Consider the following 14365-nt stretch of genomic DNA (forward strand, 5'->3'; position numbering starts at 1 on the left):
GTCGGTGAAACAAATCTAAAATCATCAATCTAAAATCCAAAATTGCCTGACCCTTGTTGGCTTTGGGTCTCTAAAATATAAAAGGTTGGATGATGTTGCTAGCCATGAAAACTGCTACTCCAGCCCAAGAGGAGAGAAATGTTTGATTTCGATGCTACCTTGCCCTTCATGGCATTGCAATTCCTGCTATTGGCAGCTTTGTTAAATGTAATTTTCTATAAGCCACTGACCAAGGTACTAGACGATCGCGATAATTATATCCGAACTAATACCCTTGAGGCGCGGGAACGCTTGGCGAAAGCTGAACGTTTAGCCACTGAATATGAGCAGCAGCTCGCAGACGCTCGCAGACAATCGCAAGCTACTGTAGAAGCAGCTCAAGTTGAAGCTAAGAAAATTACTGCCGAAAAAATCGCTGAGGCCCAAAAAGAAGCCCAGTCTCAACGAGAACAAGCTGCTGTTGAAATAGAGCAACAAAAACAGGAAGCTATGCAAACCTTAGAGCAACGAGTTGATGCTCTAAGCAGACAGATTCTAGAAAAACTATTGGGAACAACTTCAGTTAGGTAAACTAACAAAACTGTTCTCTTGAAAGCATACGCGCAACTGGGCACTAGTCCCAGAGCGCTTAATTAAGTGTCAAAAGAAGGCACTTTTTTCCCTTCGGGGAAAGATACTTTATTTCCCTAAGGGAAAATACAACGTATTAGCAAGCGAGCAGCGCACTTGTAGATGGGTATCATGGGGACATTCTTATTACTTGCCGCAGAAGCGAACGCTGTTCACTCTGAATTGGCAGAAGGCGCAGCAGAAGGTGGTTTCGGTCTAAACCTAGACATTTTTGAAACCAACCTGATCAATCTAGCGATTCTGATTGGCATACTATTCTACTTCGGACGTAAAGTTTTAAGCAATATCCTGAACGAGCGACAATCCAATATTGCCACCGCAATTCAGGAAGCAGAAGGGCGCTTAAAAGAGGCACAGAAGGCGCTATCCCAAGCGCAAGAGCAATTGACCCAATCTCAGGCAGAGGCACAACGCATCCGCAAATCTGCTGAAGAAAACGCCATCAAGGCTAAAGAAGCCCTGTTAGCTAAGGCAGTGCAAGACGTAGAACGCTTGAAACAAACAGCAGCAGCGGATTTAAACTCCGAAACAGAGCGAGCGATCGCTCAACTGCGGCAACGAGTTGCTACACTAGCATTGCAAAAAGTCGAATCGCAACTCAAAAGCGGAATTGCCGACGATGCTCAACAAAGTTTAATTGACCGCAGCATCGCACAACTCGGAGGCAATGTATGACAAGCAAAGTAGCAACAGCCGAAGTAGCCCAACCTTACGCACAGGCACTTTTGTCAATAGCGCAATCGAAAAATTTGACAGAAGAGTTTGGGGAAGATGCGCGTACTTTCCTGGGCCTGCTGAGAGCAGACAAACAGCTCCAAAATTTCTTCAGCAACCCGTTTATTCAGTCTGAGAGCAAAAAAGCTCTGATCAAACAAATACTCGGTGAAGGCGCTAATCCCTACTTACGCAACTTTTTGCTAATACTAGTAGATAAACGCCGCATTGCGTTCTTGGAATCAGTTTTTCAACAATATCTGGCGCTGTTGCGGCAGCTGAATCAAACCGTATTAGCGGAAGTAATTTCAGCCGTTCCCCTCACAGAAGCTCAACAGCAGGCAATCATCCAAAAGGTAATTGCCATCACCAATGCTCGCCAGGTAGAACTAGAAACCAAGGTAGACAACGAGTTAATTGGTGGTGTGATTATTAAAGTAGGTTCGCAAGTAATTGACGCCAGTTTACGGGGTCAGTTGCGCCGCCTTTCATTGCGCTTAACCAGTGGTTAGAAAGTTAGGAGCCATTCAATTTTGGATTTTAGATTTTAGATTTTAGATTTTTTCTTCAATCCAAAATTCAAAATTGGCAGGGTTAGAAGCTATTTATTCAGTTTTGGACTTTAGATTTTTTCTTCAATCCAAAATCCAAAATTCAAAATCTAAAATTGGCTACACTCAGCACTCAACAGATAGACACATGAGCATATCAATTAGACCTGACGAAATCAGCAGCATTATCCAACAACAAATCGAGCAATACGACCAAGAAGTTAAAGTTGCTAACGTTGGTACCGTCCTACAAGTTGGTGACGGTATTGCCCGGATCTATGGTCTGGAAAAGGCTATGGCTGGGGAACTCTTAGAATTTGAAGATGGCACAATTGGCATCGCCCAGAACTTAGAAGAAGATAACGTGGGCGCGGTGCTGATGGGTGAAGGGCTGGAAATTCAAGAAGGTAGCTCTGTAACTGCCACTGGTAGAATTGCCCAAGTACCCGTAGGAGAAGCCTTAATTGGACGAGTCGTAAACGCCTTGGGTCGTCCCATTGATGGCAAGGGAGACATCAAGTCCACAGAAAGCCGTTTGATTGAATCTCCAGCACCCGGTATTATTGCTCGTCGGTCTGTACACGAACCCATGCAAACGGGGATCACCGCCATTGACTCAATGATTCCCATCGGTCGTGGTCAACGGGAATTGATTATTGGCGATCGCCAAACCGGTAAAACTGCGATCGCGATCGACACGATCATCAACCAAAAAGAAGAAGATGTAGTTTGTGTCTACGTTGCGATCGGTCAAAAGGCTTCTACAGTTGCTAACGTGGTGCAGACATTGCAAGAAAAAGGCGCGATGGATTACACCGTCGTCGTCTTTGCGAGCGCCAGTGAACCAGCAACCCTCCAATACCTAGCTCCTTACACAGGCGCAAGTATTGCTGAGTACTTTATGTACAAGGGTAAAGCTACTCTGGTCATTTACGATGACCTTTCCAAGCAAGCCCAAGCTTATCGGCAAATGTCCCTACTGCTACGTCGTCCACCCGGACGCGAAGCATACCCTGGAGATGTATTCTACATTCACTCCCGCTTGTTAGAAAGAGCAGCAAAGCTGAGTGATGAATTAGGTAAAGGCAGTATGACTGCCCTACCAATCATCGAAACCCAAGCCGGTGACGTTTCGGCATACATCCCCACCAACGTAATTTCTATTACCGATGGTCAGATATTCTTGTCTTCTGACTTGTTTAACGCTGGTATTCGTCCGGCTGTAAACCCTGGTATTTCTGTATCTCGTGTGGGTTCTGCGGCTCAAACCAAGGCAATGAAAAAAGTTGCCGGTAAGATTAAATTGGAACTAGCCCAATTTGACGACCTGCAAGCCTTCGCTCAATTTGCTTCCGATTTGGATAAAGCCACTCAAGACCAGTTGGCACGCGGTCAACGGTTGCGCGAACTCCTCAAGCAGCCCCAAAATTCGCCGCTCTCAGTATACGAGCAAGTGGCAATTTTGTATGCGGGTATTAATGGTTATTTAGATGATGTGCCTGTAAATCAAATAACCACCTTTACCAAAGGTCTGCGGGAATACTTAAAGACTGGTAAACCCCAGTATGCACAAGCAGTGCAATCCTCCAAAGCATTAGGTGACACAGAAGAAACTGCCTTGAAGGAAGCACTCACCGAATATAAGAAGACCTTCAAAGCTTCAGCGTAATTAGTCATTAGTCATTAGTCATTAGTCATTGGTAAATAACTAATGACTAGTGACAAAGGACAAGTGACAAATGACTAAGGACTAAGGACAAGAATATGGCCAATTTAAAAGCAATACGCGATCGCATTCAGTCGGTCAAAAACACCAAAAAAATTACCGAAGCCATGCGCCTAGTTGCAGCAGCTAGAGTGCGTCGGGCGCAAGAACAAGTGTTAGCGACTCGCCCCTTCGCCGATCGCTTGGCACAAGTATTGTATGGTCTACAAAGCCGTCTGCGCTTTGAAGAAGCAAACCTACCACTACTGAAAAAACGAGAAGTTAAGTCAGTCGGGCTGTTGGTAATTTCAGGCGATCGGGGTTTGTGTGGCGGCTACAATAATAACGTTATTCGTCGTGCAGAAAACCGCGCCAAGGAAATCAAGGCAGAAGGTTTAGACTATCAATTTGTACTCGTTGGGCGCAAAGCTACGCAGTACTTTCAACGCCGCGATCAGCCCATTGATGCCACCTACGGCGGTTTAGAGCAAATCCCCACCGCAGCCGAAGCCAATGAGATTGCTGACCAACTACTTTCCTTGTTTCTTTCGGAAAAAGTTGACCGCATTGAGTTAATCTATACCAGATTCCTTTCCTTGGTTAGCTCCCGTCCTGTGGTGCAAACCTTACTGCCCCTCGATCCGCAAGGTCTGGAAGCAGCCGACGATGAAATCTTCCGCTTGACAACCCGTGGCGGTAAATTTGAAGTTGCACGGGAGAAAGTAACTAAGCAAGTCCGCCTGTTAGCTCCTGACATGATTTTCGAGCAAGATCCAGTGCAGATTCTCGATTCTCTGTTACCCCTGTATCTGAGTAACCAGTTATTGCGGGCGCTACAAGAATCTGCGGCTAGTGAACTAGCAGCGCGGATGACAGCTATGAGTAATGCCAGCGAGAATGCTGGTGAACTGATTAATACCCTTACGCTGTCTTACAACAAAGCTCGACAAGCTGCAATTACCCAAGAACTCCTTGAGGTTGTTGGTGGTGCTGAAGCACTAACTTAGAAACAGCTAATTGTTGGTTGTGATCAATAGCTAGTTGCTAATTGTTTTGAAATTAGCAACTAGCTATTTTTAGTATCCCTTTTCTGTCACTCTCCGGGAGGGCAATCTCTAGAAGTTTTATCAGTCAATCAATACAAGCTATCCTATTACAAAAACTTGGTTATTGTATTTGTTATTATAAAAAAATCTTGCGTAGGCGTAGCCCGTCGTAGACATCGCTTCGTATACATTCGGATGATGTAGTGCTGGACTTGGCTAATCAGGAAGGAGCGCTATTATTGACATCTGATAAAGATTTTGGTGAATTAGTGTTCCGTCTACGTCATATTGCTTCAGGTATTGTACTAATTCGATTATCAGGATTATGTTCAAACACTACTGAAAGATTATTTGCTGGCATTTGGTAAATCTGTTTCAAGCTAAGATTTTGTGCGCTAGCTACTGCTACAACATCATCCAAGTTACGTACACCCCACTCTGGGTTTTGGGCACGTAAAGATTTGTCGAAAGCTGCATTACTCTCTGCTGTATGTTCTCCACCTTGTTTAAAAGGCCCATACAAATAGAGGATACCTCCTGCTGGTAAGATCCGACCTGCCCCGGCCATTAGTCCTAGACAGGCTGACCACGGTGAAATGTGAATCATATTAATATTGACAATAGCCACAATTGGCTCCTGATTAAGCCAATCAAATGTACGATTCTCGACTGGCCAAACTAATTCTCTGACATCAAGTTCAAGCGGTGGATAAAGATTAGAACAGCCAAAGTGTTCGGCCCATGCACTAATGCTGGCTCGTAATTGTGGATTTGCATCTGTTGGCAGCCACAGACGAGGACTGAGCTTAGGGGCAAAAAATACTGCATGTTCGCCAGTACCACTTGCTATTTCCAATATCGTGCCACTCTCCGGCAACACTTGTAAAAGTACTTCTATAATTGGTTCGCTATTGCGCTGGGTTGCTGGTGCGTATTGTCGTGCGTCTTGTGGTGTCATCCGGATCTTAAAATTAATCTGAATATAAAACAATGATATCCCCTCGCTGATCCGGGGTAGCAGAGAAAAATATGTTTATTTTACTTATGACTTACGCATTAATAAAGCGTCCTTTAAGCTCGGCTTTATCCAAATCAAAGAAGCTAAACTTTGTTATTTAGCAAAAACTCCGGCTTTTGGGCAAAAACTTTTTTCATTGTCACTGATTTGAGGTGAAATCAAAAAAGTAAAACCAGAATCCCATAAAGGTTTTAGCATCAAGTTTCGCGTTTCATAAAAATAGATAAAGTCGAGCTTAGAATAAAACGCACCTAGCAGCAGTACAAACGCGCAACGATAGGTTGCAACCCAAACAGCGAAAATTATACCAGCAGGGGTTTGAGCGTGAAAATATTGTAAACTTGTTGGCTTTTGTAGACGGTGTATTGACACTCCCTCAAGATTTTCAATCTCACTCCCCTTCTCTTGTAGAGAAGAGGTTGGAGGTTAGGTTTCTATTGGACTCAACTGATAAGCTCTATGTATTCAGCATCTACCAAATATCGGCTGTACGTTTATTGTAAGGATCACCTGTAAAAGGCTGTACGCCAATAATAGGATAAGCATCATCTGTAGGGCCAAAAATCCGCATTGCAGCTTCAGAAATATATTGGATTATATTAGCAAGCATTTTGTAAATAGCCATAATATTTGACTCCTATTTTCGAGTCGCTTTAATGGTGACACCTATACTCTAATGCTAATATTTTTCGTTAGTTCTAATTGTCAATATATTGAGAATATATGCAATGTTTATTCACATAAGTTCGCAATAATTTAGGTTTTCAAAAAGTCAAACTTTTTTCTTTGATCATAATCTTAACATATTTATTTCTCTAACTTAACTCTGGGAAAGATGTTGGCAAATAAATTTTCTTTGGCAGAACATTATTACTTTCTTTATCAAATTAACATTATTACTAAGTTTCACTATTAAAAAATATTAACTAATTTATAAAGCTAGTGTTAATTTGCCTATAAATCTACTGTTTTACAGCAATCTCTAAAATAGATTTGCTAGGAGTTGACATTATTTATGGTAAATATTACCATAACAGCAGAAGCATCCTGTAAAAAATCTCTTGCATGACAACTTTATTAGATTTGGACTATGTACATAAACAGCAAAGCCAGCAGAACCAGGAACTTAACTTCTCTGGGGATGACTACAGCTTGCTGACCGATCTTTACCAGTTGACGATGGCAGTTTGTTATACAGGCGAAGGTATAGAGCAACGACGGGCAAGCTTTGAGTTGTCTGTCAGGCGCTTGCCAGAAGGTTTTGGTTATTTAATAGCAATGGGGCTAGCCCAGGCGGTGGAATATTTGGAAAAATTCCGCTTTAGTGCGTCGCAAATTGCGGCATTACAGGGGACGGGAATTTTTGCTCAGGCTAGCGATCGCTTTTGGTCACTACTAGCCCAAGGACAGTTTACGGGTGATGTTTGGGCTGTACCAGAAGGAACAGCCGTGTTTGCCAATCAGCCACTATTGCGTGTAGAAGCACCCCTTTGGCAAGCACAACTGGTAGAAACTTATCTCCTGAATACTATTAATTACCAGACTTTGATTGCCACAAAGGCAGCACGGTTGCGAGATGTCGCAGGAGAACAAGCAACACTCTTAGAATTTGGTACAAGACGGGCATTTAGTCCGCAAGGGTCTTTGTGGGCGGCGCGGGCAGCCTTGGCAGGTGGACTAGATTCCACTTCCAATGTGTTAGCAGCGCTAGAACTGGGACAGGAGCCAAGTGGTACAATGGCGCACGCCCTCGTAATGGCATTGTCGGCAATAGAGGGCACTGAAGAACAAGCTTTTAGTGCATTTCATCGGTATTTTCCGGGTGCGCCATTGTTGATTGATACTTACGATACAATTGCTGCTGCCGAGCGCTTGGCTAAAAAAGTAAATTCCGGGGAAATGCAATTAACAGGAGTGAGATTGGACTCAGGAGATTTAGTTACCTTGTCAAAACAGGTGCGATCGCTTCTTCCTGGTGTGCCAATTTTTGCTAGTGGCGATTTAGACGAGTGGGAAATTGCGAGGCTAAAAGCAGCTGGGGCCGAGATTGATGGTTACGGACTGGGAACGCGATTAGTTACGGGTTCGCCTGTAAACGGAGTTTATAAACTCGTAGACATTGATGGCATCCCAGTGATGAAACAGGCGAGTGGCAAGGTGACTTATCCAGGACGCAAGCAGATTTTTCGCTCCTTTGCGGGAGGCAAGGTAAAAGCAGACAGGCTGGGACTCTTAGATGAAATTCCTCTGGAAGAAAAACCTTTGTTGCAGTTAGTAATGCAAGAAGGTCAACCGGTGCAACCGTTGGAGACTTTGGCAACAATTCGTCAGCGTACCACCGCCTCAGTTGCTAGTTTGCCACAACAGACACGGCGTTTGGATCATCCTGTGACTGTGCAAGTGGAGATTTCTGCCGCACTGCAAGAGTTGACAGAGGAAACTGAAAAACGTAGACGCACCAGCGGCTTGCCGTAGGCTACCGCCAAGGCGCAAAGAACATAGAAGTAAAAGTACTCTTTCAATCTGTCTTAATTACGAATTACGAATTACAAATTAGTATGAAAATAGCTTTGTTTGGTACTAGTGCCGATCCACCAACTGCTGGTCATCAGGCAATTATGAGTTGGTTGTCTGAGCGTTATGATTGGGTGGCGGTTTGGGCAGCAGATAATCCATTTAAGTCTCATCAAACACTTTTAGAGCATCGGGCGGCAATGCTGCAACTGTTGATTGGGGATATAGATACACCACGGCATAATATTGCTTTGGAACAAGAATTGAGTAGCTTTAGAACACTGGAAACAGTAGACAAAGCGAAGCATACTTGGGGAGAGGACGCTGAATTGACATTGATCATTGGTTCAGATTTACTGAGTCAGTTACCACGCTGGTATCGCATTGAAGATTTGTTACAGCAAGTGCAACTATTGATCGTGCCGCGACCAGGATATGCAATAGATGAGTCTAGTTCAGAGGTAGTGCAAAAGCTGGGAGGGAAAATTGCGATCGCCTCTCTTACTGGTCTAAATGTTTCCTCAACAGCGTACCGCGAAAATGGAAATCTTGAAGCCCTTACTCCCCCTGTAGTTGCGTATATTAATAGACAGCATTTGTACAAATGCCAGGACACCACCAAAAAAAGCTTTCAACTCCGCTAAACCAACAACCTTTGGCCGATTTCAAGGTTGGCGTTGATAATGTCATTTTTTCTGTAGATACTGCACAAAATCGGCTGTTAGTTCTATTAGTAATGCGACAGCAAGAACCATTTTTAAATTATTGGAGTCTTCCCGGTACTTTGGTGCGTCGAGGAGAATCTTTAGAAGATGCTGCCTATCGCATTATGGCTGAGAAAATAAAGGTTAACAATCTCTATTTGGAACAACTGTATACCTTTGGGGGGCCGAATCGCGATCCACGGGAAGGAAGCGATAGTTATGGTGTGCGTTATTTATCAGTTAGCTATTTTGCCCTTGTGCGTTTTGAGGAAGCCGAATTGATTGCCGATCGCATGACTGGTATAGCTTGGTATCCGGTAAAACAAGTGCCACAATTAGCTTTTGACCATAATGAAATCCTGGCCTATGGACACAGGCGATTGCAAAATAAATTGGAGTATAGTCCAGTGGCTTTTGAAGTCTTGCCAGAAATGTTTACTTTGAATGATTTATATCAGTTATACGCGACAGTTTTAGGAGACAATTTTGCCGATTATTCTAATTTTCGGGCGCGTCTACTCAAGTTAGGTTTTTTATGCGATACCAGAATTAAGGCATCACGAGGTGCTGGTCGTCCGGCTAGTTTGTATAAGTTTGATGCCGAAGCTTTTGCTCCCTTAAAAGATAAACCTTTGGTGTTTATTTAACCAATTAGGCAATAATAAATCAAAGCATATTAAGCAATGTAAAATTAATTATATTGTCTTGTGTAATGGCTGAAGCCCTTACTATAAACCTTTAATTATTCATATTCACTTACTTAATAAAAGTTTAAAGATTTACGAGCCTTGACTATTAACCCTTGACTCTTGCTAACACAAATGAAAATTGCGATCGCTCAAATTAATCCAACAATTGGTGATTTACTTTTAAATGCCCAAACAATCTTGGAGGCGGCACAACGAGCCGCCTCTAGTGGTGCGCGTTTGTTGTTGACACCAGAACTTTCTTTGTGTGGCTATCCACCAAGAGATTTATTACTAAATCCTAGTTTTGTGGAAGCGATGAACATCACTTCACAAAACTTAGCTCAGGATTTACCACCAAATTTAGCTGTGTTGCTAGGAACTGTTGAACAAAACTTAAAAGGGCATATCACTGGCGGTAAAGCATTATTTAACAGCATGGCTTTGTTAGAAAATGGCCAGGTTAAGCAAATCTTTCATAAGCGGCTTTTGCCTACTTACGATGTATTTGATGAACATCGCTATTTTGAACCTGGATTGCAAGCTAATTATTTCATTTTAGATAATATCCATATTGGTGTAACTATTTGCGAAGATTTGTGGAACGATGAGGATTTTTGGGGCAAACGTAGTTATGCTGTGAATCCGATTACTGAGTTAGCAAATCTAGGTGTAGATTTGATTGTAAATTTGTCTGCTTCGCCCTACACTTTCAGCAAACAGCAGCTTCGAGAAACAATGCTTAAGCATAGTGCAGTGCGTTTTCAACAACCGATTATTTATACTAATCAAGTTGGGGGAAATGATGATCTAATTTTTGATGGGCGTAGTTTTGCCTTGAATCGTCAAGGTGAAATTATGTGCCGCGCCCGTGGTTTTGAAACTGATTTGGTGCTGGTTGAATTTGATGAGGCGTTGCGGGATTTGCAGTTGGGTTCTGTAGCACCTGTATATGAATCGGAAGATGAAGAAATTTGGCAAGCTTTGGTTTTGGGAGTGCGAGATTATGTCCGCAAGTGTCGTTTTTCTAAAGTAGTGTTGGGTTTAAGTGGCGGGATTGACTCGGCAATAGTAGCAGCGATCGCAACAGCTGCACTTGGTCAAGAAAATGTCCTGGGTGTACTTATGCCTTCCCCTTACAGTTCCGATCATTCTATTAGCGATGCTGTGGCATTAGCCGAAAATCTGGGAATTAAGACTAATATTTTACCAATTAAAGAGTTAATGCAAAGCTTTGATCAAACTTTAGGCGATTTGTTTGCAGGTACCGAGTTTGGACTAGCAGAAGAGAATATACAATCTCGGATTCGCGGTAATTTATTAATGGCGATCGCTAACAAATTTGGTTATCTCCTCCTATCCACTGGTAACAAGTCAGAAATGGCAGTTGGTTACTGTACTCTCTACGGCGATATGAATGGCGGGTTAGCGGTAATTGCAGATGTCCCTAAAACCCGTGTTTATTCACTTTGCCAATGGTTAAATCGCAATCACGAAATTATTCCACAAAACATCTTGACTAAAGCACCCAGCGCTGAACTCAAACCAGGTCAAGTTGATCAAGACTCTCTACCGCCCTACGAAATTTTGGATGATATCTTGCAACGCCTGATTCACAATCACCAATCAGCAGCGCAAATTGTTGCAGCAGGTCACGATTCAGTGATTGTAAACCGAGTAATCCAAATGGTAGCGCGGGCTGAATTTAAACGGCGACAAGCACCCCCCGGCTTAAAAATCACCGATCGCGCCTTTGGTACTGGTTGGCGAATGCCAATTGCTAATAACTGGGTCGCTGTCAAAAATGCCCATTTGACGTTAAATCATAAAGTAATATAAAAATTTTGACAGAACTTTTTGGATGAGCGTATAGTTTCAAACATCATCAACAATTAACATAACATTTATACCTACTCGTAGGAAAATGCAGAGAGGTGCAATATGAAACTACAAGATTTCTTAGGGACACAGACTAAATGGAACTTCGAGGCGATCGCTAATGACACAGACTTGACTCGTCAGATTCAGATATTGCTAATCGGCTTATATTTGCTAGAACCTCCAGCTGATGGTAAGTTTGGGCCAATTTCTGTGGCATCCCTCAAAAAATTTCAAGAACTAAAAAAGACTGGAGAGAGTGATTTTTTAGGAGCAGTAACAGCCAAAGAATTGATTGAAACCAAACCAGAGGAACTACCTAAACCCTCCTTAAAACTAGGTAATGACATTGCTAGTAGGATTGTGAAATACTTGCTATCCAAAAATTATCAAGTGTTCACTAATCCCAAAGAATACAACATTGTCTATGTGGAAGGACTAGATGAAGACTGGAGTTTAAATAAAGATACACCCAATCAATTTAATGATCAACGGATTCTGATTGAAATAGTAAATGGCGCTCCCAAAATTGTAAATTACTGGCAAGCCACTACAGAACCAGGTAGCCGTTACACCTTCAGTCCTATGAATGATGGAGGTGCTGCCAGAATTAAGTTTGGGCAATACAAAGCTTGGGCGGTTGGACAGCACGGCAATGCAGAACGTCACCAAGCATTAGTGCAAGTTGCACCCATCACCGTCCACCGAGATTTCAATAAAGATTTTCAACGGACTGGTGACAAACTTGATACAGGTCTTTTCTTAATAAATCAACATTGGGGTTATGATGCTCCTGCAAATGATATTAAGAATGCTAGTGCAGGTTGTTTAGTAGGGCGTAGGCGCGAGGGACATAAAGAGTTTATGGCGATAATTAAACAAGATCGTCGTTATGTAGCTAATAAAGATTATGTCTTCTACACTACAGTTATTCCTGGGGATGATTTAATGAAGATGTTTCCAGGATGAGGTAATGAGTATAGTAGTACAAATATTCTAGCCTAATTGGTGTGAGACCAATACAGTTCGGGGCGTTGCTGATTAATGGGATGAATTTTGTTTCGCGCAAAGGCGCAAAGACGCAAAGAATCTATTTTTAGTTTTGAACAAAAATCTCAATTCATCCCGCAAATATGCAACGCCCAGTTCGGTTAAGGTTTTTTGATGAAAATTCTAGATCGGAGAGACGCGGTTTATCGCGTCTCTTGTCTTAACCGAACTGTATTGGGTGTGAAACAGCAATTTTGTTTAACTTTGTTCTTGGGGAACTTGTCCTATCTGTGCTGTCAATTTCTCTTTATCCTGCCTGCGTTTTTTAGCGTAAAGTTGAATAGTTACTGCCATCAAAATAATCATGGCAAAAATAGTCCAGGCAGCGATATCTGTAGGCAAATTATTTTTAAACACAGCCAGCAACACGATCGCTACTAACATAACTGTAGGTGCTTCATTTAAAGCACGTAATTGCTGACCATTCCAGCCACATTCATCTACTGCTAATTTCTTCATGATCCGAGCGCAGTAATGATGATAGCCGATTAAAATGGCAACAAACAGCAGTTTGATATGCAACCAACCCTCTTTTAAAACATCCGGTTCAGTGCTTAATAAACCGATAGCCATTGCGATCGTGACAAACATTCCTGGGTTAGTGATGATATGGTATAGGCGCTTTTCCATAATTTGATACTGATTCTTCAGTATCGTTCGTGCTGGTTCCGGTTCTTGATTAGCTTCAACATGATAGATAAAAAGACGTACCAGATAGAACAAACCGGCAAACCAAACTACAAAGCCGACAATGTGAAATGCTTTAAACCATGAATAAGCCATTGATTATAATCTCCTTTACTTGTGGTTGTGATGCTTTTTTAGTGATCATAAAAAGTTCACAAATGTAGGCAGAAATAATATTACAAGTCTGGCAAAAATCCAGAATTTCTTTCCTTACCACTGATAAATCATCGGTGTTTAGCTGTGGGTTCATTTTTATAATATCGATTTTTGCCAAAGGTATATTGTCAATGATCATCTTTACGGCGTACAAAGGGTAAAAGGTCTTTCAAAATCTCTTCGTGATAGTGTTCTTGAGGGTAATGTCCGACATTATTAAGTTTTATTAGTTCGCTAGTTGGCACAGAATTTGCAAAATTTTGTGCCATGTCTACAGATAACCAAGGGTCAATCATACCCCATTGGATTAGAATTGGCTGTTGCCATTGTTTAAAGCCAGATTCGATTTCTGTCATTGCTGCATCAAGTTGTAAATTGCGAATACTTGCTAACAAACCCCGACCAGATGCAGAAGTTTTCAAAAATGGTTTTCGATAAATATCTAAATCATTATCTTCTATGCGATAACGGCTGCCACCTTCTAGCGTTCGGTCAACTAAAAGCGGGTCTTGGGTTAGAACTTCACCTACCAAAGGTAAACCCATTTGTTTAATTTTCCACGGTAATTTTGCAGCAGTTGAAATTGGTGTATTTAGGATAGCTAAATTGGCAATTTGTTCGGGGTGACGCAAGGCATATTGTAGTCCTACAGAACCTAAAAAACCTTGTACAACTAAAGAAAAATGTTCAATTTCTAGCGCTTTGATAAATCCTTCTAAAGCTGTGATAAAAGCATCGGGAGTATAAGCAAAATCTCGTTTTTCTGGTTTTGCAGAAAAGCCGTAACCAATCCAATCTGGTGCGATCGCTCTTGTACCCTGATTCCCTAAAGCAGGTATAATATTACGCCAACTGTAACTTTGTGAAACTAAGCCGTGTAGCAATAACACAGGCAATAAGTCAGTTCTGCCGATTGGTAAAGATTCCCGATAAAACCATTCCAGTGAACCTACATTGATTTTATGTTCAGTTATTGACACGCTATTTTTTTATGGATTGGGCATTGGGCATTGGGCATTGGGCATT

The 14365-nt window shown here is 42.1% G+C and carries 14 protein-coding genes and 1 pseudogene; 11 read left to right on the forward strand and 4 right to left on the reverse strand.

Going from position 1 to position 14365, the window contains the following annotated elements:
- Nucleotides 1-138 precede the first annotated feature (138 nt).
- From F8S12_RS38935 to F8S12_RS42600, 6 genes and pseudogenes are all read left to right on the forward strand, one after another.
- Complete coding sequence (locus F8S12_RS38935) at nt 139-570, forward strand: F0F1 ATP synthase subunit B' (protein WP_196521631.1); 432 nt, start codon at nt 139-141, stop codon at nt 568-570.
- Nucleotides 571-732: 162 nt separating this feature from the next.
- Nucleotides 733-1305 (forward strand): F0F1 ATP synthase subunit B, encoded by a 573-nt coding sequence (locus tag F8S12_RS38940; RefSeq protein WP_196521632.1) that lies wholly within the window; start codon nt 733-735, stop codon nt 1303-1305.
- Nucleotides 1302-1856 carry an ATP synthase F1 subunit delta gene (atpH, locus tag F8S12_RS38945; RefSeq protein ID WP_196521633.1) on the forward strand — a complete coding sequence of 185 codons (555 nt, stop codon included), beginning with the start codon at nt 1302-1304 and terminating at the stop codon, nt 1854-1856. The genes F8S12_RS38940 and atpH overlap by 4 nt, the downstream gene beginning before the upstream one ends.
- A gap of 187 nt (nt 1857-2043) precedes the next feature.
- Nucleotides 2044-3564, forward strand: a complete 1521-nt coding sequence (atpA, locus tag F8S12_RS38950) for a F0F1 ATP synthase subunit alpha (RefSeq protein ID WP_196521634.1) — start codon at nt 2044-2046, stop codon at nt 3562-3564.
- Nucleotides 3565-3659: 95 nt separating this feature from the next.
- Entirely contained in the window at nt 3660-4607 is a 948-nt protein-coding gene (locus F8S12_RS38955) for a F0F1 ATP synthase subunit gamma (protein WP_196521635.1), read from the forward strand.
- 242 nt (nt 4608-4849) lie between these two features.
- Nucleotides 4850-4930, forward strand: a pseudogene (locus tag F8S12_RS42600) (hypothetical protein); the annotation flags it as partial.
- On the opposite strand, the gene F8S12_RS38960 reads toward F8S12_RS42600, so the two are convergent.
- Nucleotides 4930-5604 (reverse strand): DUF938 domain-containing protein, encoded by a 675-nt coding sequence (locus F8S12_RS38960; RefSeq protein ID WP_196521636.1) that lies wholly within the window; start codon nt 5602-5604, stop codon nt 4930-4932. The pseudogene F8S12_RS42600 and the gene F8S12_RS38960 overlap by 1 nt on opposite strands.
- A gap of 532 nt (nt 5605-6136) precedes the next feature.
- Nucleotides 6137-6289, reverse strand: a complete 153-nt coding sequence (locus tag F8S12_RS38965) for a nicotinate phosphoribosyltransferase (protein ID WP_196521637.1) — start codon at nt 6287-6289, stop codon at nt 6137-6139.
- A gap of 440 nt (nt 6290-6729) precedes the next feature.
- On the opposite strand from F8S12_RS38965, the gene F8S12_RS38970 reads away from it, so the two are divergent.
- The 5 genes from F8S12_RS38970 (at nt 6730) to F8S12_RS38990 (ending at nt 12415) form a co-directional block, all read left to right on the forward strand.
- Nucleotides 6730-8139, forward strand: a complete 1410-nt coding sequence (locus F8S12_RS38970; protein WP_196521638.1) for a nicotinate phosphoribosyltransferase — start codon at nt 6730-6732, stop codon at nt 8137-8139.
- Between the two features lie 83 nt (nt 8140-8222).
- The gene (locus F8S12_RS38975) at nt 8223-8822 is read left to right on the forward strand and encodes a nicotinate-nucleotide adenylyltransferase (RefSeq protein WP_196521639.1); all 600 of its coding nucleotides are present in this window, start codon (nt 8223-8225) and stop codon (nt 8820-8822) included.
- Nucleotides 8783-9529, forward strand: coding sequence for an NUDIX hydrolase (locus tag F8S12_RS38980; RefSeq protein ID WP_196521640.1), 747 nt, complete (start codon nt 8783-8785; stop codon nt 9527-9529). The genes F8S12_RS38975 and F8S12_RS38980 overlap by 40 nt, the downstream gene beginning before the upstream one ends.
- Before the next feature lie 174 nt (nt 9530-9703).
- Nucleotides 9704-11407 carry an NAD+ synthase gene (locus F8S12_RS38985; protein WP_196521646.1) on the forward strand — a complete coding sequence of 568 codons (1704 nt, stop codon included), beginning with the start codon at nt 9704-9706 and terminating at the stop codon, nt 11405-11407.
- Nucleotides 11408-11509: 102 nt separating this feature from the next.
- Nucleotides 11510-12415, forward strand: coding sequence for a peptidoglycan-binding domain-containing protein (locus F8S12_RS38990; RefSeq protein WP_196521641.1), 906 nt, complete (start codon nt 11510-11512; stop codon nt 12413-12415).
- A 279-nt stretch (nt 12416-12694) separates the two neighbouring features.
- Here F8S12_RS38990 and hemJ read toward each other — a convergent pair whose 3' ends face one another.
- On the reverse strand, nt 12695-13279 hold the full coding sequence (hemJ, locus tag F8S12_RS38995; protein WP_196521642.1) for a protoporphyrinogen oxidase HemJ: 585 nt from the start codon (nt 13277-13279) through the stop codon (nt 12695-12697).
- 188 nt (nt 13280-13467) lie between these two features.
- Nucleotides 13468-14319: an alpha/beta fold hydrolase gene (locus tag F8S12_RS39000; RefSeq protein ID WP_196521643.1), complete on the reverse strand. Its 852-nt coding sequence runs from the start codon at nt 14317-14319 to the stop codon at nt 13468-13470.
- Nucleotides 14320-14365: the final 46 nt, after the last annotated feature.

The sequence above is a fragment of the Nostoc sp. WHI genome, assembly GCF_015714725.1.
Taxonomy (GTDB): domain Bacteria; phylum Cyanobacteriota; class Cyanobacteriia; order Cyanobacteriales; family Nostocaceae; genus Nostoc.

What these genes read in the sequence shown, in the direction of transcription:
- atpA (WP_196521634.1), top strand. Translation starts at nt 2,044, where the DNA reads ATGAGCATATCAATTAGACCTGACGAAATCAGCAGCATTATCCAACAA.
- F8S12_RS38975 (WP_196521639.1), top strand. Translation starts at nt 8,223, where the DNA reads ATGAAAATAGCTTTGTTTGGTACTAGTGCCGATCCACCAACTGCTGGT.
- hemJ (WP_196521642.1), bottom strand. Translation starts at nt 13,279, where the DNA reads ATGGCTTATTCATGGTTTAAAGCATTTCACATTGTCGGCTTTGTAGTT.
- F8S12_RS38965 (WP_196521637.1), bottom strand. Translation starts at nt 6,289, where the DNA reads ATGGCTATTTACAAAATGCTTGCTAATATAATCCAATATATTTCTGAA.
- F8S12_RS38955 (WP_196521635.1), top strand. Translation starts at nt 3,660, where the DNA reads ATGGCCAATTTAAAAGCAATACGCGATCGCATTCAGTCGGTCAAAAAC.
- F8S12_RS38985 (WP_196521646.1), top strand. Translation starts at nt 9,704, where the DNA reads ATGAAAATTGCGATCGCTCAAATTAATCCAACAATTGGTGATTTACTT.
- F8S12_RS38935 (WP_196521631.1), top strand. Translation starts at nt 139, where the DNA reads ATGTTTGATTTCGATGCTACCTTGCCCTTCATGGCATTGCAATTCCTG.
- F8S12_RS38960 (WP_196521636.1), bottom strand. Translation starts at nt 5,604, where the DNA reads ATGACACCACAAGACGCACGACAATACGCACCAGCAACCCAGCGCAAT.
- F8S12_RS38940 (WP_196521632.1), top strand. Translation starts at nt 733, where the DNA reads ATGGGTATCATGGGGACATTCTTATTACTTGCCGCAGAAGCGAACGCT.
- F8S12_RS38980 (WP_196521640.1), top strand. Translation starts at nt 8,783, where the DNA reads ATGCCAGGACACCACCAAAAAAAGCTTTCAACTCCGCTAAACCAACAA.
- F8S12_RS38990 (WP_196521641.1), top strand. Translation starts at nt 11,510, where the DNA reads ATGAAACTACAAGATTTCTTAGGGACACAGACTAAATGGAACTTCGAG.
- atpH (WP_196521633.1), top strand. Translation starts at nt 1,302, where the DNA reads ATGACAAGCAAAGTAGCAACAGCCGAAGTAGCCCAACCTTACGCACAG.
- F8S12_RS38970 (WP_196521638.1), top strand. Translation starts at nt 6,730, where the DNA reads ATGACAACTTTATTAGATTTGGACTATGTACATAAACAGCAAAGCCAG.